At 72.4% G+C, this 18,676-nt stretch carries 18 protein-coding genes; 8 read left to right on the top strand and 10 right to left on the bottom strand.

The window, feature by feature from the left end:
• The first annotated feature begins 82 nt into the window (after positions 1–82).
• Entirely contained in the window at positions 83–583 is a 501-nt protein-coding gene (locus K7472_RS08465; protein ID WP_222975695.1) for an SCO4402 family protein, read from the top strand.
• 130 nt (positions 584–713) lie between these two features.
• Positions 714–1,598 (top strand): formyltetrahydrofolate deformylase, encoded by an 885-nt coding sequence (gene purU, locus K7472_RS08460; RefSeq protein WP_222975693.1) that lies wholly within the window; start codon positions 714–716, stop codon positions 1,596–1,598.
• A 33-nt stretch (positions 1,599–1,631) separates the two neighbouring features.
• Here purU and K7472_RS08455 read toward each other — a convergent pair whose 3' ends face one another.
• From K7472_RS08455 to K7472_RS08445, 3 genes are all read right to left on the bottom strand, one after another.
• Positions 1,632–3,104 carry a maleylpyruvate isomerase family mycothiol-dependent enzyme gene (locus K7472_RS08455; RefSeq protein ID WP_222975691.1) on the bottom strand — a complete coding sequence of 491 codons (1,473 nt, stop codon included), beginning with the start codon at positions 3,102–3,104 and terminating at the stop codon, positions 1,632–1,634.
• Complete coding sequence (locus K7472_RS08450; protein WP_222975689.1) at positions 3,101–3,661, bottom strand: sigma factor; 561 nt, start codon at positions 3,659–3,661, stop codon at positions 3,101–3,103. The genes K7472_RS08455 and K7472_RS08450 overlap by 4 nt, the downstream gene beginning before the upstream one ends.
• Before the next feature lie 435 nt (positions 3,662–4,096).
• Positions 4,097–4,720, bottom strand: coding sequence for a TetR/AcrR family transcriptional regulator (locus tag K7472_RS08445; RefSeq protein WP_222975687.1), 624 nt, complete (start codon positions 4,718–4,720; stop codon positions 4,097–4,099).
• Positions 4,721–4,803: 83 nt separating this feature from the next.
• On the opposite strand from K7472_RS08445, the gene K7472_RS08440 reads away from it, so the two are divergent.
• Together K7472_RS08440 and mca are read left to right on the top strand one after the other, a co-directional pair.
• Positions 4,804–6,288: an MDR family MFS transporter gene (locus K7472_RS08440; protein ID WP_252395277.1), complete on the top strand. Its 1,485-nt coding sequence runs from the start codon at positions 4,804–4,806 to the stop codon at positions 6,286–6,288.
• Between the two features lie 120 nt (positions 6,289–6,408).
• Positions 6,409–7,218, top strand: a complete 810-nt coding sequence (gene mca, locus K7472_RS08435; protein ID WP_222976114.1) for a mycothiol conjugate amidase Mca — start codon at positions 6,409–6,411, stop codon at positions 7,216–7,218.
• Positions 7,219–7,270: 52 nt separating this feature from the next.
• Here mca and K7472_RS08430 read toward each other — a convergent pair whose 3' ends face one another.
• Entirely contained in the window at positions 7,271–8,395 is a 1,125-nt protein-coding gene (locus tag K7472_RS08430; RefSeq protein WP_252395276.1) for a CobW family GTP-binding protein, read from the bottom strand.
• Between the two features lie 175 nt (positions 8,396–8,570).
• Positions 8,571–9,179, bottom strand: coding sequence for a mycothiol-dependent nitroreductase Rv2466c family protein (locus K7472_RS08425; RefSeq protein ID WP_222975683.1), 609 nt, complete (start codon positions 9,177–9,179; stop codon positions 8,571–8,573).
• Positions 9,180–9,302: 123 nt separating this feature from the next.
• Here K7472_RS08425 and K7472_RS08420 point away from each other — a divergent pair, with 123 nt between their 5' ends.
• Complete coding sequence (locus K7472_RS08420; protein WP_222975681.1) at positions 9,303–9,818, top strand: O-acetyl-ADP-ribose deacetylase; 516 nt, start codon at positions 9,303–9,305, stop codon at positions 9,816–9,818.
• A 468-nt stretch (positions 9,819–10,286) separates the two neighbouring features.
• On the top strand, positions 10,287–10,793 hold the full coding sequence (locus tag K7472_RS08415) for an ATP-binding protein (protein ID WP_222975679.1): 507 nt from the start codon (positions 10,287–10,289) through the stop codon (positions 10,791–10,793).
• 57 nt (positions 10,794–10,850) lie between these two features.
• Here K7472_RS08415 and K7472_RS08410 read toward each other — a convergent pair whose 3' ends face one another.
• Entirely contained in the window at positions 10,851–11,840 is a 990-nt protein-coding gene (locus K7472_RS08410) for a GlxA family transcriptional regulator (protein WP_222975677.1), read from the bottom strand.
• Between the two features lie 70 nt (positions 11,841–11,910).
• On the opposite strand from K7472_RS08410, the gene K7472_RS08405 reads away from it, so the two are divergent.
• Positions 11,911–13,239 carry an MFS transporter gene (locus K7472_RS08405; RefSeq protein ID WP_308013812.1) on the top strand — a complete coding sequence of 443 codons (1,329 nt, stop codon included), beginning with the start codon at positions 11,911–11,913 and terminating at the stop codon, positions 13,237–13,239.
• A gap of 40 nt (positions 13,240–13,279) precedes the next feature.
• On the opposite strand, the gene K7472_RS08400 is transcribed toward K7472_RS08405, so the two are convergent.
• Positions 13,280–13,939: a flavin reductase family protein gene (locus K7472_RS08400; protein ID WP_252395275.1), complete on the bottom strand. Its 660-nt coding sequence runs from the start codon at positions 13,937–13,939 to the stop codon at positions 13,280–13,282.
• Positions 13,940–14,087: 148 nt separating this feature from the next.
• Positions 14,088–16,352: an acetate--CoA ligase family protein gene (locus K7472_RS08395; protein WP_222975671.1), complete on the bottom strand. Its 2,265-nt coding sequence runs from the start codon at positions 16,350–16,352 to the stop codon at positions 14,088–14,090.
• 190 nt (positions 16,353–16,542) lie between these two features.
• Here K7472_RS08395 and K7472_RS08390 point away from each other — a divergent pair, with 190 nt between their 5' ends.
• The gene (locus tag K7472_RS08390; RefSeq protein ID WP_222975669.1) at positions 16,543–17,145 is read left to right on the top strand and encodes a GNAT family N-acetyltransferase; all 603 of its coding nucleotides are present in this window, start codon (positions 16,543–16,545) and stop codon (positions 17,143–17,145) included.
• Positions 17,146–17,319: 174 nt separating this feature from the next.
• Here K7472_RS08390 and K7472_RS08385 read toward each other — a convergent pair whose 3' ends face one another.
• Positions 17,320–17,583 carry a hypothetical protein gene (locus tag K7472_RS08385; protein WP_222975668.1) on the bottom strand — a complete coding sequence of 88 codons (264 nt, stop codon included), beginning with the start codon at positions 17,581–17,583 and terminating at the stop codon, positions 17,320–17,322.
• A gap of 226 nt (positions 17,584–17,809) precedes the next feature.
• On the bottom strand, positions 17,810–18,457 hold the full coding sequence (locus K7472_RS08380; protein ID WP_222975666.1) for a TetR family transcriptional regulator: 648 nt from the start codon (positions 18,455–18,457) through the stop codon (positions 17,810–17,812).
• Positions 18,458–18,676: the final 219 nt, after the last annotated feature.

Here is an 18,676-nt window from a genome sequence, read left to right as displayed (position 1 = left end):
TCGTACGAGGTCGGCGGGGGTGGCCGCGTGCCGCGTCCCGAGGTCCCGGGCGGCGGGGTCGTAGAAGCGGTACGTACGATCGATGACCGTGCACAGTTCGGAGAAGTCTTCCCGCCGGGGCGCCCGCTCCTCCACGATGGGGCGTATGCCGCTCAACGACATGCCCTGGTGGCGCTGGCGCAGCAACGTGCGCTCCGCGCTGCACATGATCAGCGACCCGGTCTTCCAGCAGGACTGCTGGCTGGCCGCCCGCCCCGGCTACGGGGACGTGACCGACGCCGTCTACCGGCTGGTCGAGGACACCTGGCTGGACAACTGGTCGGCCGAGAAATACGTGGGGACCGTCTTCCGAGACGATGCGGAGGCCGCGGTGGTGGACGCCGCCGTGCTGCGGGTGCTGCGCGTGCTGCACGACGTCGGCGCGGACGCGCCGGTGCGCGTCTACCTGGAGCACCCCGACTGGCCGGAGGCGGTCCGCGCGGCCCGCGAGGCGCACGTGATGCTGGCCGGCAACGACGAGGACGACGTGGACGCCCCGCCGCGCTCGCTGGACGTGCTGGCGATCTATACACGGTCGGCGTGAGGCGCGGTCCGCACACGGTCGGCGTGAGGCGCGCGCTGCACACGGTCGGCGTGAGGCGCGTCGCGCCGGTGTCCGGGGCGGCGCCGGGGCGGGTCTCGGCACCCGGACGAGGTGGGGCTCGTACGGGGGGATGTGCGAGGCTGTTGCGGTGACCGATGCGCAATACGTCCTGACGCTGTCCTGCCCCGACAAGCAGGGCATCGTGCACGCCGTCTCCAGCTACCTGTTCATGACCGGCTGCAACATCGTGGACAGCCAGCAGTTCGGCGACCAGGACACCGGTCTGTTCTTCATGCGCGTCCACTTCTCCGCCGAGGTCGGCACCGACCCGGACGCCGGCACCGCCAAGCTGCGCGCCAGCTTCGCGGCGATCGCGGACAGCTTCCAGATGGACTGGAGCATCCACCCGGCCGACCAGAAGATGCGCGTGCTGATCATGGTCAGCAAGTTCGGCCACTGCCTCAACGACCTGCTCTTCCGCGCCTCCATCGACGCGCTGCCGGTCGAGATCGCCGCGGTCGTCTCCAACCACGAGGACTTCCGCGAACTCGCCGGCTCCTACGGCGTCCCGTTCCGGCACATCCCGGTGACGAAGGAGACCAAGGCGGAGGCGGAGGGGCAGCTGCTGCGCATCGTCGAGGAGGAGGGCGTGGACCTGGTGGTGCTCGCCCGCTACATGCAGGTGCTCTCCGACGACCTGTGCAAGCGGCTGTCCGGTCGCATCATCAACATCCACCACTCGTTCCTGCCGAGCTTCAAGGGCGCCAAGCCCTACCACCAGGCGCACGCGCGCGGCGTCAAGCTCATCGGCGCGACCGCGCACTACGTCACGGCGGACCTCGACGAGGGCCCGATCATCGAGCAGGAGGTCGAGCGCGTCGGCCACGGCGTGACGCCCGAGCAACTGGTCGCCGTCGGCCGCGACGTGGAGTGCCAGGCGCTGGCCCGCGCGGTCAAGTGGCACAGCGAGCACCGGGTGCTGCTCGACGGGCGCCGGACGGTGGTCTTCCCGTAGGCCCGCTTCCGGGCCGGGGCGCCGCCGGCGCGGTCACATGCGGGACATGCCCGCCGCCGCTGCCAGGACGTCGCTGATCACGGCGCGGTCGCCCTCCTGGCCCGCCGCCAGGTCCTGCGGGCTGCGATGGCCCGCGGTCAGCTGGCAGAACTCCACGCCGTCCAGCGCGACGTGCGCCACGCTCCCGGCCGCCGTGCCCACCGCCGCCGGGGAGTCCAGCGGGATGTACCAGTCGCCGCCGCCCGCGCCCTCGACCTCCAGGTGCAGCGACCGGCCCGGCGCGCCCGCCGCGACCAGCCGGGTGGGCGAGACCGCGAGCCCGGCCCTGCGGCGGCCCGCCAGGACCCCGGGCAGGGTGCGCGCCGCGAGGTCGATCATGCGGTGCAGATGGCGCGGCGCGGGCGGGCCGTAGGGATAGGCGACCGCCTCCGCGATGTCGCCCGCGTGGATCCAGCACTCCATCGCCCGGTCCACGAGCGCGTCCCGCAGCGGCAGCCGCGCGGGACCGTAGGGCACGTCGAGGCCACCGGCCGCGCGGCCCGCGAACGACACCGTACGCAGCAGCGCGTGGCCCTGCTCGCGCCAGGTGTCGTGGACCTCGGCGGGCGACCGGTCGCCGAAGCGGTGCCAGTACGCCTTGGTGCGTTCCGCCGGGTCGATCGGGTCCTGCGCGCCGGTGCCCAGCGGTTCGCTCATGCCGAGCGCTGCGGCTATGAGCCCGTCGACGGCGGTGAGATGGCCGATCACCTCGGCGACCGTGACGTCGCACGAACCGTCGTGCCACTCCAGGCGCACCGAGGCGTTCCAGTCGCCGCTGCCCAGATCGCGCAGGAGCGCGTCGAGCCGCGCGGTCTCCGCGTCGTACGGACCGGCCCACTCGGGCACGGGGACGCGGGCCGGACGACGCCCCAGGCAGTTCTCCAGTACCCGGGCGCGCAGCAGCGGATCGAGGTCCAACGGGTCCTCGGGACGCAGCAGTTCGACCGCGTCGCGCAGCCGCAGCGCCTCGTCCGCGCACAACGCGCAGTCCGTCAGGTGCGCCTCGACCGCGGTCGTCTCCTCGGGCGAGCAGGCCGCCAGCGCCCAGGCGCCGAGCAGCGACTTGAGCGTGGAGTGGTCGTACGACGGCACGGGCGTCACCGGGGGCACCGGTGCCGGCCCGAGCGGCCGGTCCTCCGCGGCGCCCCGGGGCAGCGGCACCCGCGGCAGCGGCCTGCCGGGCGGAACGGGCCGTGTCGAGCCGCCGACCTCCCGGCGCGCCCCGCCGTCATGGGGGCCGTCGTAGGGGGCGGAGCCGTCATAGGGCCCCGAACCGTCGTAACCGCCGCCGTACGCGCTGCCGTTGCCGTACGCGCTGCCGTCCTCGTAGGAGCCGCTTTCGTGGGCACCGCGGGGGACGTCAGCCGGACCCGCGGGGTCGTTCCGGTCGCCGGGACGGTCGGGTTCGTCCGGTCCCTCGGGGCCGTGGGGGTCCTGGGGATCGTCGGGGCCGTGGGAGTCGGTCACCGGGTACCGCCGGGGTGCTCGTGCTGGATCGCGGTGGACAGCATCTGCAGGCCGAGCCGCATCCTGCGGCGGGCCTCCACCTCGGTGAGGCCGAGTTCGTGCGCGGCCTGCCGGTAGTCGCGCCGCTGGAGGTAGGCCAGGTCGAGCGCGGCGCGGATGGAGGCGGGCATGGAGTCGCGGATGAAGTCGGCGCGGGCCGCGGTGTTGGCCTCCCGGACGCGTTCCTCGAACTGCTCGGATATCCGCTCGCCACCGGACGCCACACGCTCCGCCTCGCAACTGCGCAGCTTGCCGACCGCCTGGCGCTGGGTGAGCGTGGCGATCCAGGAACGCATGTTGCCGTCCTTGGGGTCGTACGCGTCGGGGTTCTCCCAGATGTAGCCGAAGACCTCACGCGTGATCAGGCCGGCCGCCTCCTCGTCCCCCATGACGCGGTGGGCGAGTCCGTGGACGAGCGTCGCGAAGCGGTCGTACAGCTCGCCGAGCGCGGCCTCCTCGCCGCGGGCGAGCCGCTGCTGCATCTTGCGGTCCCACCGTGGTGGTGCGGGCGCTGCCATCCGGCCGTCCTCTCTCGGCTCCCCGCTTCCGTTCCCGATACCGGTCGGCGCAACCGTGCGCATCGTCACACGCACCGGCTCCGCCCGTCCGTCCTGGCCCGTCCGTCCCTGCTCGTCGGTCCTGCCTCTCCGTCCTTGCCGTACCCGTCGAATGTATCGGCCGGGTCCGACAGAGTGCGCCCCTTTGCATCAAGCGACAACCGAACGGTTTCGGGTTCTTGCCGAGGGTGAACGTTTCGGGCGATGTGTCGGGTGGGTGTGAACGGGGGATTGCGGGGAAGGGATCGCCGTCACGCGCGCGACGCGGCGGCATCGTGACACCGTGCCGTCGTCCCGTCACGCGGCGACCGAGGGCGCGGCCCCGGAACACCCGGAGAACGGAAAGGGGCTGCGTAGCCAGTGGCGTTGAGGGACGGGCCGGTCGTGTCCTGGCGGTCAGCGGACCGCGTAGTCGCCCAGGGCCGGCTCCAGCAGGTCGAACGCCTCACGTGCCGCCCGCGCCAGACCGGCGAAGAACTCCTCCTCCGTCTCGCCGCGCAGCACCCGTTGCCGCGCCTCGTCCAGCAAAACCCGCTGCACGCCGCCCAGTTGGGCCGCCGCCAGCACGGGCTCGAGACGGCCTCCCTTCTCGCCGACCGCCTCCCTGAGCGCCTCCGCGAGCGCCTGTTCCTGCTGGTCGTAGATCTCCCGCAGCCGTGCGCGCAGCGCCGGGCTGTCCTGGAGCAGGCGGGCGAATCCGGGGGAGAACCGCCCCAGCAGCGGGTCGTGCCGCTCGGCGGCGGTCAGGTACGCGCGGCGGAGCGCGGCAAGGGCGCTCTCCCCCTCGGCCCGTTCGCGAACCGTCCTGGCCGGGCCCTCGATCAGCTCCTCGGCCGCGTCGAAGAAGAGGTCCTCCTTGCGCGGGAAGTAGTTGGTGACGGTCATCTTCGACACCCCGGCCGCCCGGGCGATGTCGGCGATCGTCGTCCGTTCGAAGCCTCGCTCGATAAACAGCCCGGTCGCGACGTGGCTGATCGTCTGCCGGGTCTGCTGCTTCTTGAGTTCACGGAGCTGGGCCATGCACGCAAGCCTAGCCCGGATTCCTAGGTCGGACCTAAAAATCCTCTTGACTCCATTGCTAGGTCCGACCTAAATTTAGGTCCATGCTAATCACTTCGCGACGACCGTCCCCCGCGACGACGGGACCCGAGGCGGGCGAGAAGACGGTCACAGAGGGTGCGGGGGCGCGGGCAGCCTCCGCCCGGCGGCCCGTCGAGGTCGCGGACGCCCGCGCGCCCATCGACCGGGCCGTGTGGCGGCTGGCCGCCGTGCTCCTGCTGGGGCCGGTGCTGGCGCTGCTGGACACCACGATCGTCAGCGTCGGCCTGGACTCCGTGGGACACGACCTCGGCAGCCCGCTGACCACGGTCCAGTGGGTGTCGACCGGATACCTGCTGGCCGTCGCCCTGGTCATGCCGCTGACCGGCTGGGCCACCGACCGCTTCGGCGGCCGGGCGGTCTGGATGACCTCGATAGCCCTGTTCACCGCGGGCTCGGCGCTGTGCGGACTCGCCTGGTCGGTGCCCGCGCTGATCGTCTTCCGGGTGCTCCAGGGCATCGGCGGCGGCATGATCCAGCCGGTCGGCCAGTCGATGCTGGCCCAGGCCGCGGGGCCCGGACGCCTGGGCCGGGTCATCAGCGCCAGCGTCATCCCCGTGACGCTCGCGCCGGTCGCCGGGCCGGTGCTGGGCGGCCTGATCGTCCAGGACCTCGACTGGCGCTGGATGTTCTACGTCAACCTGCCGGTCGGCATCGTGACCCTGGTGCTGGCGGCGCGCGTGCTGCCGCGCACCACCAGGGCGGCGTCGCCCGCGCGGCTCGACGTGCGCGGACTGCTCCTGCTGTCGCCGGGGCTGGCCGGGCTGATGTACGGCTGCTCGTCGCGCGGTTGGGGCATCGCGCTGGTCGGCGTGGTGCTGATCGCCGCCTACGCGGTCCACGCGTTGCGGCGCCGGACCGGCACCCCGCTGATCGACCTGCGGCTGTTCGCCCGGCGCGGCTTCGCCGCCGCGACCGCCTCGTCCTTCCTGCTGGGCGGTTCGCTCTACAGCGCGATGCTGCTGCTCCCGCTCTACTTCCAGCAGGTGCGCGGGGCCGACGCGATGCACGCGGGGCTGCTGCTGGCGCCGCAGGCGGTCGGCACGGCGGCGGTGTCGTTCTTCACCGGCAGACTCAACGACCGCCACGGACCGCGTCCGCTGATGCTGACGGGGCTGGCGCTGGCGCTGCTGGGCACGCTGCCGTTCGCCTTCCTCGGCCACGACCCGGCGGGCCGGCTGCTGACGCTGGCGCTGGTGGTACGCGGCGCGGGGCTCGGGATCGCGATGGTGCCCGGCATGGCCGCCGTCTACGCGTCGGTCTCCACGGCGGACGCCCCGCGCGCGGCGGGCACGGTCAACGTGCTCAACCGGCTGGGCGGTTCGCTGGGCACGGCGGTGCTGACGGTGGTGCTGCAACGCGGGCTCGCGGGCCACGCGGGAGCCGCGACCGCCTACGGCCACGCCTTCGTGTGGGCCCTCGGCCTGTCCCTGCTGGGCTTCGTCCCGGCGCTCTTCTACCCGGCGGGCGCGGCCCGCGCGAAAGGATGACCTGCGATGTCGAAGACGCGAGGCACGGCGAGCGCGCGAAGCACGAAGGCGGCGGAGGGGGACATGGGGGCGACGGGGATGCGGGCGAAAGGCGCCGGGAGAGCCGCGGGGATGAGGCTGATGGCGGTGCACGCGCACCCCGACGACGAGTCCAGCAAGGGCGCGGCCACGCTGGCCCGTTACGCGGCCGAGGGCGCCGAGGTCCTCGTGGTCACCTGCACCGGCGGCGAACGCGGCGACGTGCTCAACCCCGCGCTGGACCACCCACGGGTCCGTGCCGACCTGCCCGCGATCAGGCGGCGCGAGATGGCCGCCGCGGCCGAGGTGCTCGGTGTGCGGCAGCGGTTCCTGGGGTTCACCGACTCCGGCCTGCAAGGGGAGGGCGAGCCGCTGCCACCGGACTGCTTCGCCCGGGCCCCGATGGACCACGCCGCTGCCGAACTGCGGGCGGTGATGGAGGAGTTCATGCCGCACGTGGTCATCACCTACGACCCCTCGGGCGGCTACCCGCACCCCGACCACGTCCAGACCCACCGGGTCGCCCTCGCCGCCTTCGAGGCGACCGCGGCCGGGCCCTGGCGGCCGCACAAGCTCTACTACCAGGCGGCCTTCGCCAAGAGGTGGTTCGAGACGCTGCACGAGGCGATGACGGACCGCGGACTGGAGTCGGAGATGGGAGCGGTGCTGGACGACTGGCCCGAGTGGGCGCCGGCCCTGGAGGTGACCAGCCGCGTCGAGTGCGCCGACTACTTCCCCATACGCGACAGGGCGTTCCGCGCGCACGCCACGCAGGCCGCGGACGACAACCCGTTCTTCGCCCACCCCCGCGACCTGGAACGTGCGGTCTGGCCCACGGAGGACTACGTGCTGGCGCGCAGCCGCGTCGCCGTCGCCCTCCCGGAGACCGACCTGTTCGCGGGCATCGCCTGAGCCGACGGAGCGGTCCGTCCCCGGGGCCCTGGTGCCCGCCTGGGCGGCGCGGTCAGGTCTCCAGGTACCGCAGCACGGGCATCATGCGGTGCGGGTACGCGTCGGCTGCGGGGGGCCGGTCGGTGGCGAGGAGTTGGTCGGTGGCGGCGAGCGGCGGGTCGGCGGCAGGGGGCTGGTCGGCGCACGCCTCCAGGCCCTTGGTGAGCGCGTCGGTGTCGATGCCGCTGCCGATGAAGACCAGTCGGGTCAGGCGCGGTTCGGAGCGGCGCCACGGGGTGCTGCGGAAACGCAGGTAGTTGCCGACGGTGTGCAGGGCGTACTTCTCGTCCTGCCCGGGCGCGCCGAAGTGGACGAAGCCCTTGATCCGGAAGACTCCGGGCGGGCGGGTGTCCATGAAGTCCATGAACGCGCGTGGGTCCACGGGGAGTTCGGAGGTGTACGACATCGTCTGGTAGGCCGCGTGCGGATGGGCCTCGTGGCCGTGCTGCTCCTGGCCGTGCTGCCCGTGCTCGCCGTCGTGCCCGTGGCCGCCGCCCTCGGCGTCCGTCCCGGTGCGCAGGTCGTCGAAGGACAACTGTCGTACGGCGGGCTCCCTGGCCGGTCGCCGGTGCCGGTCGAAGAGCAGCTCGGGGTCGACCCGGCCGTGGGCGGCGGTCACGACCGGGGTGTCCGGCGCGACGGCGTTCAGATGACCGAGGAGCCGTTCGCGGCCGGTGGCGTCCACGCGGTCGGTCTTGTTGAGGACGATCAGGTCCGCGCAGCGCAGGTGGGCGTCCAGCTCGGGATGGCGCTCGCGGGTCGACTCGAACTCGGCGCCGTCGACCAGTTCGACGAGGCCCCCGTAGGAGATGCGCTGGTTGCCGCTGGCCAGCAGCATGCGGATCAGTTCGCGGGGTTCGGCCAGGCCGCTCGCCTCGATGACGACGACGTCGATGCCCGCGCCGGGCCGGGTGAGCTTGCGCAGCATGTCGTCCAGGTCACCCGCGTCCACCGCACAGCACATGCAGCCGTTCCCCAGGGTCACCATCGAGTCGACCTGTCCCGCGACGGACAGGGCGTCGATGTTGACGGCCCCGAAGTCGTTGACGACGACGCCGATGCGGGTGCCGCCGCTGTTGCGCAGGAGGTGGTTGAGCAGCGTGGTCTTCCCGGCGCCGAGGAAGCCCGCGAGGATCATGACGGGAATCCGGCTCCTGGCCACCGTGCTGCCTTTCTGGACGAGGACCTTGAGGGACGGGCCTTTCGGAGGTCGGACCTCCGGAGGACGACCCTTCGTGGGACGGCCCTTCGCGGGACGGGGCCGCGCGGGCCCGGCGGAGCTACGAGGCTACTACCGCGCGGCGTGCCGTTCGTCAGCCGAAGTCCAGCTCCCCGGTTCTGGTGCGCTTCAGCTCGAAGAAGTCCGGATAGCCCGCGAGCAGCCGCACACCGTCGAAGACCCGGGTGGCGTCCTCGCCGCGCGGGATGGAGCTCAGCACGGGCCCGAAGAAGGCGACGCCGTCGACGTGGAGGGTGGGGGTGCCGACCTCCTCGCCGACCGGGTCCATGCCCTCGTGGTGGCTCTTGCGCAGCGCCTCGTCGTGGTCGGCGGTGTGGGCGGCCGCGACGAGTTCCGTGGGCAGGCCCGCTTCGGCGAGGGCCTCCGCGATCAGTTCGTCGGAGACCTCGCGGTCGGCGTTGTGGATGCGAGTGCCGAGCGCGGTGTAGAGGTCGCGCAGGACCTCCTGGCCGTGCGCCTGGGCGGCGGCGACGCAGACGCGCACGGGGCCCCAGCCGGTGGTGAGCAGTCGCTCGTACCGCTCGGGCAGCCCCTCGCGGCCCTCGTTCAGCACGGAAAGGCTCATCACACGGAACCGCAGGTCGATGTCGCGGTGGCGTTCGACCTCCAGGATCCAGCGGGAGGAGATCCAGGCGAAGGGGCAGATGGGATCGAAGTAGAAGTCAACCCTGGTCGTGGTCATACATCCGAGGCTAGGCGCCCGGGTGGCCTGGAACCGAGGGCCGGTCGTGGGCCGTACGAGTGGGCCACTGGTGCGCGAGCCGGCGGCGCGCGGCTCGGCCGTCCGCGGTGCGAGGATGGCCGCATGGCACGCATCACGCTCGTCCGGGGCGACATCACCGCGCAGCGCGTCGACGCCGTCGTCAACGCGGCCAACTCCTCGTTGCTGGGTGGCGGCGGGGTGGACGGCGCGATCCACCGCAAGGGTGGCCCCGAGATCCTCGCCGCCTGCCGGGAGTTGAGGGCGTCGCACTATGGCGGCGGCCTGCCCACCGGGCAGGCGGTGGCCACCCCGGCGGGACGGCTGGAGGCGCGCTGGGTCATCCACACCGTGGGGCCGGTCTGGTCGGCGCGGGAGGACCGTTCCGAGCTGCTGGCGTCCTGCTACCGCGAATCGCTGCGTGTGGCGGGGGAGTTGGCGGCGCGCACGGTCGCGTTCCCGGCGATCTCCACCGGCGTCTACGGCTGGCCGATGGCCGACGGGGCGCGGATCGCGCTGCGTACCGTGCGGGAGGCGTCCGCGGAGAGCGTGGAGGAGGTGCGGTTCGTGCTGTTCGACGAGGCGGCCTACGAGGTGTTCGCGGAGGCGGCGGACGCGTAGCCGCGAGGTGGCGGTGGCGGGGCATCCGGCCACCGGCGGACACCGCTTCCTGGGGCCCGGTTGTCGAAATGTGGCGCTTTGCCCGGAATAAAGGATCACCGAGCGTTGATATCGGGTTGTGTCCTAGGTGTGACTCGTCACGGCGTGGAGTCAGGGCCGTGCTCGGGTACGCTCCATCGGGTGCGAGTGCTTCGGTTGCGCGACGAACGCGGCGGCGCCCCAGTGGCGGCCGGTGCGCCGGAGCGCGATGCTCGTCAGACGCACACGAGGCTCACGGAGCGCGTCGAGCGCGGAGCTTACAGTAATCGCGGGCCGGTGCGCGACTTCACCGCCGCATCCCGTGGGAATATGCCGGAAGCGCTTGTTGCGGTGACTGAACGTCAATCATGCTGTCTTCCGTCGGCGTCACGATCCGTGACGAGGTGGAAGCGCGAGGCGATGTGTCCGCCGGTTCGGATGGTGTGAACGGTGCAGGTGCTTCAGGTGCAGTTGGAGGTACGCCCTGACCCGGCGGAGGTGGGCCGGGCCCGCAGGTGGGCCCGCTCCCGGCTCCAGGGATCCGGCATAGGCGCGGACGAGCCACTGGCCGAGACCCTGCTCCTGCTGATCTCCGAACTCGTCACCAACGCCGTCGTGCACACCGGCTGCCCCGCCGTCCTGCGCATGCTCTTCCCGCAGCCCGAGGTCCCGGAGGCCGGGACCGTACGGGTCGAGGTCGCCGACACCAGCGAACGCCCGCCCACCCCGCGTCACGCGCGCGGCGACGACACCGGTGGCCGCGGCCTGGAACTGGTCGACGGCCTCGCCGACCGGTGGGGCTGGCAGCGCGAGGGATCCGGCAAGCACATCTGGTGCGAGGTGGACCGCTGCGCCGCGGCCGGGCCGCCCGCCCCGCCCGCGGCTCCGGTGACGGCGCTGGCCGGCTGGGGCCTCGTACCGCGCTCCGAACTCCCGCTCCCCGACCGCGTGCGCTGACCCGCGCCCGTCAGACCCCCTCGCACCCGCCGGTCCGCCCCCGCCGCCCGCCGGTCGCTATTCGTCGGTCCGGAACGTGCGCCGATACGCCGTCGGCGACACCCCCAGGACCGCCTGAAGGTGCATCCGCATCGACGCGGACGTGCCGAAACCCGCCTCCCGCGCCACGCGGTCCACCGGCAGTTCGCTGGACTCCAGCAACTGCCGTGCCCGCTCCACGCGTTGCCGCACCAGCCACTGGCCGGGGCTGACGCCGGTCTCGTCCCGGAAACGCCGCGTGAAGGTCCGTACGCTCATCGACGAGCGCTCCGCCAACTCCCGCAGCGTCAGGGGCTGCTCCAGCCGCTCCAGGGCCCAGGCGCGCGCGGCGGAGGTCGACGCCAGCTGGGTGTCGGGAACCGGCCGCCGTACGTACTGCGCCTGCCCGCCGTCCCGGTGCGGGGGCACGACGGTCCCGCGGGCGACGTCGTTGGCGACGGCCGCGCCGTGGTCGCGCCGCACGAGGTGCAGGCACAGGTCGATCCCGGAGGCCACCCCTGCGGAGGTCAGCACGTCGCCGTCGTCGACGAACAGCACGTCCGCATTGACCCTGACGCGCGGGAACAGTCGCTGGAAGTGCTCGACGTTCTTCCAGTGGGTGGTCGCCGGGCGCCCGTCGAGCAGTCCGGCCGCCGCCAGCACGTAACTGCCGGTGCAGATCGACACCATGCGGGTGCCGGGCCGGATCGCGGAGAACGCCCGCTCCAGCGGTGCGGTGAGCCGTCCTTCCTCGAAGACCGGCCCGAGTTCGTGCGACGCCGGCACGACCACGGTGTCGGCGGTGGCCAGTTCCTCGGGACCGTGCTCGATGTTGACCGTGAAATCGGCGTCCGTACGTATACGGCCCGGGACGGCGGCACACGTACGTACCGAATACAGCCGCTCGCCGTAGGCGTCGCGCGCGCCGCCCAGTATGCGTGCAGGAATGCCGAGTTCGAACGGGATCAGCCCGTCGAGGACCAGGACCGCGACGCGATGGGGGCGGGCTGCCACAGCCGGTGTGCTCATGGCCCGATCCTTGCACATCGTGTCCATCAGGCCACTGGTTCGGGCGGGCCCGCGGCCGAAGGATGGCCTGGTGACGCAGACCTGCCAAGAGCCGACGCACGAGACCACCACCCGCCGCCGTACGCCGCGCGTCCACCGGGCCTGGTGGATCGCGGTCGTCACCTTCCTGACGCTGGTGGGCGCCGCCGGATTCCGTGCGGTACCCGGTGTGATGATCGACCCGCTGCACGCCGAGTTCGGCTGGTCCGACGCGACGATCAGCGCCGCGGTGTCGGTCAACATGGCGCTGTACGGGCTGACGTCACCGTTCGCCGCCGCCCTGATGGACCGGTTCGGCATACGTAGGGTGGTCAGTTGCGCGTTGCTGCTGGTCAGCGCGGGCAGCGGCCTGACCGTCCTCATGCGGGCCAGCTGGCAGCTCATGCTCTGCTGGGGCGTGCTCGTCGGCCTCGGCACCGGCTCCATGGCGCTGGCCTTCGTCGGCACCATCACCGGCCGCTGGTTCGTCAGGCGTCGCGGCCTGGTGTCCGGCATCCTCACCGCGGGCGGCGCGGCGGGCCAGCTCGTCTTCCTGCCCCTGGTCTCCGCGCTCATCGCCCACCACGGCTGGCGCACCGCCTCGCTGGTCGTCTCCGGCGCCGCCCTGGCCGTCGTGCCCCTGGTCGTCTGGATGCTGCGCGACCACCCGCAGGACGTCGGCCTGCAGCCCTACGGGGCCGACCCGGCGGTCCCGGTCCCCGTACCACCGAGGAGGCCCGGCGCGGCCCGCAAGGCGGTCACCACGCTGCTGTCGGCGGCCCGCACCAAACCCTTCTGGCTGCTCGCCGGCACCTTCGCCATCTGCGGCGCGTCCACGAACGGCCTGGTGGGCACCCACTTCGTGCCGGCCGCCTGCGACCACGGCATGCCCGCCACGATAGCCGCGAGCCTCCTCGCGGTGATCGGGATCTTCGACATCGTGGGCACCATCGCGTCAGGTTGGTTCACCGACCGTCTGGACGCACGTCGGCTGCTCGCGACGTACTACGCGCTGCGCGGCGTCTCGTTGATGTTCCTGCCGATGCTCTTCGCCGCCACCGTACGTCCGCCGATGGTCTTCTTCATCGTCTTCTACGGCCTCGACTGGGTCGCCACCGTGCCGCCGACACTGGCGCTGTGCCGCGTGCACTACGGCGAGGACGCCCCGATCGTGTTCGGCTGGGTGCTCGCCTCGCACCAGATCGGCGCCGCCTTCGTCGCGTTCCTCGCGGGCTGGGCGCGTGACACCTTCGGCTCGTACGACCTCGCCTGGTACACGTCCGGCGCCCTGTGCGCGATGGCGGCACTGATGGCGCTGGTGATCCGGCGCCGCGCGACGCCGGGGCCACGGAAGGACGTCGCGATTCCGGCTCCCGCGTGAGGTGTTGGGGGTCGCGTGGGTGCGGCTCGGGGGCTGCCGCTCAGGCGAGGCCGCCGAACCGGCCGCGGTGGAACAGCAGCGGAGGGAGCGGTTCCGCCGGTGCGCCCAGGTCCTTGACGCGGCCGACGACGACGAGGTGGTCGCCCCCGGTGTGCACCGCGTGCACCTCGCAGTCGACCCACGCCGCGACCCCCGCGAGCAGTGGCGCGCCCGTCGCGGGCGCGGGCGTCCACTCGACCCCGGCGAACTTGTCGGCACCGCTGACCGCGAAGGCGCGGCACAGGGCCTCCTGTCCGGCCGCCAGCACGTTGACGCAGAAGACCCCGGCGCGGGCGATGCGCGGCCAGCTGCCCGACGTACGGGCCACCATGAAGGCCACGAGCGGGGGGTCGAGGGAGAGCGACGAGAAGGACTGGCAGGCGAACCCGGCGGGTGCGGGCGGCTCTGCCGCGTCGGCGTCCAACGTGCCGGATGCCCGGCCGCCTAACGCGTCGGGCGCCTCGGTGGCCACGCCCGGTGCCGTGACGATGGTGACGCCGCTGGCGAAGTGCCCCAGCACGTGGCGGAACCGCGCCGCGTCGAACGGCGCCCGCTCGTCCTCCCGCACGGCCCGCAACTCCGGCCTGGGCAGCGGCTCCACCGGCTCGACGGAGGTCGCGGCGCCGACCGACCTGAGGTAGCGGACGGCTGCGGCGGCCATTCCCGCGTGTCCCATCACACCGTCAATTGAAGCTGACGTGACGGTGGTTAGGAAGGGGGGCGGGCGGCGGCCCCCGAACGGCACACGTTCCGGCACGCGCCCCCGCCTCGCGCCACCGCGAGCCCCCGTTCAGCGGCGGACGGCGATCTCAACGGCAGACGGCGTTCGCGTCCAGTGCCACCGCTCCCTGCCCGCGCGGCAGCACCACGAGGGGATCGACGTCCAACCCGGCCAGCTCGTCGCCGAGTTCCATGGCCATGCGTTGCACGCGCAGAACGATGTCGACCAGCGCGTCGACGTCCGCGGGGGGCCGCCCTCGCACCCCCTCCAGCAGGGCGCACCCCGGCAGTTCGTGGAGCATCCGCCGCGCCTCGGCCTCCGTGAACGGTGTGACGCGGACGGCCGGTTCCCCCAGGGCAGCCCCGAAGACGCCGCCGAGCCCGACCGTCACCGCGGGCCCGAACACGCCGTCGTCGACGACACCGACGGCCATCTCGATCCCGGGCTCGACCATCTGGCAGACGAGGACGCCGTCGAGACCGACGCCTTCGTGGCGGGCGATGTCGGTGAGGTCCCGGTACGTGTCGCGCACCTGGCTCGCGGATGTCAATCCCAGCTTGACCAGGCCGCGTTCGGACCGGTGCGCGAGGTGTGCCCCCGAGGCCTTCATGACCACGGGGTAGCCGACCAGCCCGGCCGCCCGGACCGCTCCGGCGGCGCTGGTCACGAGGTGTTCGCGCGGTACCCGGACGCCGTACGCCCGCAGCAGCCGCTTCGCCGCGTGCTCGCTCAGCCGTTGACCCGGCCGCAGGAACGCGCGGGCCCTGCGCGCGGAGGGGGACGGAGTGCGCGGCGCGCTCTCGAACGGTGAGCGGTAGCCGACGACGAACCGGTGGTGGTCCAAGTGGGCCCCGACGGCGGCGACGCAGTTGCCGAACGTACGAAACGTGGCGACACGGGACGAGCGCAGAAGCGTGCGGCGATAGGCCACTTCCGTGCCCACCGGCGAGCCCCAGACGACGCACACCACCTTGTCCGTACGGTCCGCCGCGTCCACCAGCTGCTGCACGAGTGCGTCGCTCATCGGAGGAAACGGACCGGTGATCGGGCAGACCAGGACGCCCACCGAAGGGTCGGCCAGGATCGCGTCGAGGATCCTCGGCCCGTACCGGCCGCCCACCGACCGACCGCCGTGTTCCACGGGGTTGGCCACGCTCAGGGAGCCGGGTATCCACCGGCGCAGCTCTGCCTGCTTCTCGGCGTCGAACGAGGGGACCAGCAGCCCGGCCGCCGTCGCCAGGTCGCGGAAGTACGCGCCGGTACCGCCGGTTCCGTCCGTGCTGCCCGAGGGGGCGTAGACGGCGACGCCGTCGGCCTTCGGAGGCCGGGCACGGGCCAGCAACGCGGCCGTGTCCCGCAACCGGTCCGGCCCGTCCACCCTGATGACGCCGAACTGCCGGAACGCCGCGTCCGCGACCGCGTCCTCGACTGAGGCCGAACCGGTCGGCCCGTCGGCGCGCGATGCGGCCGTACGGCTTCCGGTCCCCGTACGGCTTCCGGTCCCCGTACGCGTTCCGGCCCGCGTGCGGCCGGACGTGATCGCGACGACGGGAACGCCGTTGCGTGCCGCGCGATCGGCGGCGAGCAGGAACGCCCTGCCGTCCCTGAACCCGTCCACGTGCGCGGCGATGGCTCCGGCCTCCGGCTGTTCGGCGAAGTACGCGACGAAATCCGCCACTTCGAGATCGGCCTCGTCGCCCGTGACCGCCCAGTGGCTGACTCGTATGCCCAAATCCTGGAGGGCGAGGACCGGGTGGCCCTGGTCGCCGTGCTGGGTGACCAACGCGATGGCGGGGCCGCCGAGATCGTCGCGCAGGTGGGCGAAGGCGTCGAGGCCGGTGGAAGGCCCCAGCAGCCGCAGACCGGAACCGGAGACCACGTCGGCCAGTCGCCGCCGGCCCTCGGCCGCCGTGAGACCGGGGGCGAGGACGACGGCGGACTTCGCTTGGGCAGCGGCGAGTTCCCCCAGTTCGCAGGCGGGGTCGGCGGTCAGGACGACGGCGAGGTCCACCGGGCACGGAAGGCTCGCGACGGACGGCAGACAGGGCACGCCGAAGACGGTCCGGTGACGCGGGTTCACCGGGAGCAGCCGTGCGTCCAGCCGCTCGGCCCACGCCATGAGGTGCCGGGTGACGGCGGCTTCGGCGCTGTCGTCGGCGTCGCGGGCACCGATGACGGCCACGGTCGCGGGACGGAAGAACGCGTCGAGGTCGGGAACGGACGCGTGCAGTGGACGGCCGCCGACGTCGAGGTCCGTGGTGTCACCGGCGTGGGACACCCGACGTTCACCGCAGGTCGCGGCGCGTGTCGTACGGGGATCGGTGCTGAGGGAGCCGTGTGTGGATCCAAGCATGGGTCCCGTCCGATTCTGGTGAGCCGGCCAACAGAATTGACGCCCAGTCATGTTACTGGGGCGTCGGGTGGGCGGGAACCGCGCTGCACGGTAAAGGTTGCCGTTCCTGGCCGAGGGCGGGGGCCGCGGCTGTGCGGGTGGACCGACTCCGTGAGGGTGCCGCTCGTCCGGCCCGGTGTTGAATGAAACGATGCTGCGACCGGTGGAGATCGAGGCGTACGGGCTGCTGCTCCGACCGTGGGAGGAGGGCGACGCCCCCGACATGCTGCGCGGACTGACCGATCGCGACTACCTGCGCTGGAACCCTCCGGCGGCCGAGCCCGTTGAGGACATCGAGGGGGCGATCGACTTCGTGCGGACCCGCGCTCTGGGCTGGCGGCGCGGTGAGACGGCGTCGTTCGCGGTCCTCGAGGACGGTGTCGTACGCGGCAGCATCAACGTCAACAGCATCGACCCGCGAACGGGCAGCGGGCGGGTCGGCTACTGGACGTTGCCCGAAGCGCGCGGCCGCCGCCTCGCGTCGCGCGCTCTGGAAGCCTGCACGCGGTGGGCGTTCCGCGACCTCGGGCTGCACCGCCTGGAGCTGGGCCACGCGGTCGGCAACGACGCGTCGTGCGGCGTCGCCCGGCGCTGCGGGTACGCGTACGAGGGCACGTTGCGCGACGCGCTGCCCGACGTGGACGGCGGCTTCCTCACCGTGCATCTGCACGCCCGCCTCACCACGGATCCGGCACCGGACGTCACCACGGCCCGGACGGCGGCCAGGGCTGACGGGCGGACGAGGGACCGTTGACGGCTTGCGTGCGCACCGGGGGCGGACCGGGGCCGGACCGACGCTCCCGTGCGCCCCGTCCACGCGTTGGCCGCGCCGACTCGTGCGTCGTGCGCTGCCGCGTCGTGCGCTGCCGTGTTGAAGGCCATCGCGCCGTACGCCATCGCGTCGTACGCCACCGCGTCGAACGGGCGGTCACAGCGGAGGCTGCTCGCGCTCCTTCTGCCGCTTCTTGCGCATCAGGCCGACCGTGCTGAGCATCTGCGCGATCGCCACCAGCGTCAGGACCACGCCGAGCAGCCTGCGTGACGTCGAGCCGTCGCCCCAGAACTGCCAGCTGATCCAGAGGAGTCCGAAGAGGATCCAGATGACGAGGTGCGTCCGCAGCACCGTCCAGGAACTGTCCTCGGTCGGGGTGAGCCGACGCATGGCGGAACTCTTCGGCGTCTCTTGTCGCATCCCCCGATCATGCCTGGACACCCGGCGATCACGCGGCAGGGCCGGGGCGCGGGGGATCGCTGGGGCGTGAGGGGGCGAAGAGGGGCGTGCGCCGGGCGCGGGCCGGATGGGCCCGGACGCACGCGCGCGGGCGCCTGGACCGGCAACCTCCCCCGAGGGCCGGCAGACGCCCGCGTCGTTGCGTGGCAGGACTGACGGATGACGTGAAACGAGAAGCGGGCGGGGCCTACTTCGTGGGCTTCTTGCCCGTGACGCCGAGATGCACGAGAAGGGCCAGGTTCGGCTTCAACTCGGCCTGCTTGACGCCCCAGGACTGGAAGCCCTTCTGGTGCGCGGCCGCCGCGGCGAGCATGACGACCAGCGAACCGGCCATCGCCGCCGGACTGACCGTCTTATCGACCTTCCCCTTGCTCTGCAACTCCTTGATGGAGTCGGTGAGGGAGTTGGTCACGGCGTTGAGGATCTTCATACGGATCTTGTAGAACCGTTTGTCCCCTTCCGCCGCTCCGAGGTCCACGACGCGCAGGATGGCGTCGTTCTTGCGCCAGAAGGTGAGGAACCCGTCCACCAGGTCCTCGGCCGCGGCGTAGGCGGGCTTGCCCACCCAGTTGCGGCCGGCGACGAGGTCGGTGAGGGTCGTGCCTTCCTTGGCCATCTCTTCCGCGAGCTCGAGGACGGCGCCCTCGACGTCGGGGAAGTACTGGTAGAACGTTGCGGGGGAGGTACCCGCCATCCGGGCGACGTCGATGACCTTGACGTCCCGGTACGGGTGGGTGCTGAGCATCTCGCTGAGGCATTCGAGCAGCTTCTGCCGCGTCGCCTGCCCGCGGCGCCCGGCAACCCGGCCGTCGACGGTGCGAACTTGTCCTGTCATGCCGTCAGTTTACCTTCGGGTGATCAGCGCGCGATTCGGCAGCCTGCAAATGGGGAGGAGGCTCCCCGCGACCATGAACGCGCAGGTCAGCACCGGTTACCCAGCGTGCTCCGTCAGATGCCGGAAGGGTAAAGGGAACTGCGATGGCGTCGGGAGAAGCCCATCGCTCCACGCTCTGTCATGCCACGCCGTGCCATTGCCTGTCGTTTCATGGGATTC

The sequence above is a fragment of the Streptantibioticus parmotrematis genome (assembly GCF_019890615.1).
GTDB lineage: Bacteria > Actinomycetota > Actinomycetes > Streptomycetales > Streptomycetaceae > Streptantibioticus_D > Streptantibioticus_D parmotrematis.
The sequence above is the reverse complement of the archived record's forward strand: the minus strand, read 5'-3'. Positions and strand labels throughout refer to the sequence as shown.

Bases quoted from the DNA above. Each gene is read 5' to 3' on its own strand.
- K7472_RS08465 (WP_222975695.1), top strand. From the start codon at position 83: ATGACCGTGCACAGTTCGGAGAAGTCTTCCCGCCGGGGCGCCCGCTCC.
- purU (WP_222975693.1), top strand. From the start codon at position 714: ATGTGCGAGGCTGTTGCGGTGACCGATGCGCAATACGTCCTGACGCTG.
- K7472_RS08450 (WP_222975689.1), bottom strand. From the start codon at position 3,661: ATGGCAGCGCCCGCACCACCACGGTGGGACCGCAAGATGCAGCAGCGG.
- K7472_RS08445 (WP_222975687.1), bottom strand. From the start codon at position 4,720: ATGGCCCAGCTCCGTGAACTCAAGAAGCAGCAGACCCGGCAGACGATC.
- K7472_RS08440 (WP_252395277.1), top strand. From the start codon at position 4,804: ATGCTAATCACTTCGCGACGACCGTCCCCCGCGACGACGGGACCCGAG.
- mca (WP_222976114.1), top strand. From the start codon at position 6,409: ATGGCGGTGCACGCGCACCCCGACGACGAGTCCAGCAAGGGCGCGGCC.
- K7472_RS08430 (WP_252395276.1), bottom strand. From the start codon at position 8,395: ATGATCCTCGCGGGCTTCCTCGGCGCCGGGAAGACCACGCTGCTCAAC.
- K7472_RS08425 (WP_222975683.1), bottom strand. From the start codon at position 9,179: ATGACCACGACCAGGGTTGACTTCTACTTCGATCCCATCTGCCCCTTC.
- K7472_RS08420 (WP_222975681.1), top strand. From the start codon at position 9,303: ATGGCACGCATCACGCTCGTCCGGGGCGACATCACCGCGCAGCGCGTC.
- K7472_RS08410 (WP_222975677.1), bottom strand. From the start codon at position 11,840: ATGAGCACACCGGCTGTGGCAGCCCGCCCCCATCGCGTCGCGGTCCTG.
- K7472_RS08400 (WP_252395275.1), bottom strand. From the start codon at position 13,939: ATGGCCGCCGCAGCCGTCCGCTACCTCAGGTCGGTCGGCGCCGCGACC.
- K7472_RS08395 (WP_222975671.1), bottom strand. From the start codon at position 16,352: ATGCTTGGATCCACACACGGCTCCCTCAGCACCGATCCCCGTACGACA.
- K7472_RS08390 (WP_222975669.1), top strand. From the start codon at position 16,543: ATGCTGCGACCGGTGGAGATCGAGGCGTACGGGCTGCTGCTCCGACCG.
- K7472_RS08385 (WP_222975668.1), bottom strand. From the start codon at position 17,583: ATGCGACAAGAGACGCCGAAGAGTTCCGCCATGCGTCGGCTCACCCCG.
- K7472_RS08380 (WP_222975666.1), bottom strand. From the start codon at position 18,457: ATGACAGGACAAGTTCGCACCGTCGACGGCCGGGTTGCCGGGCGCCGC.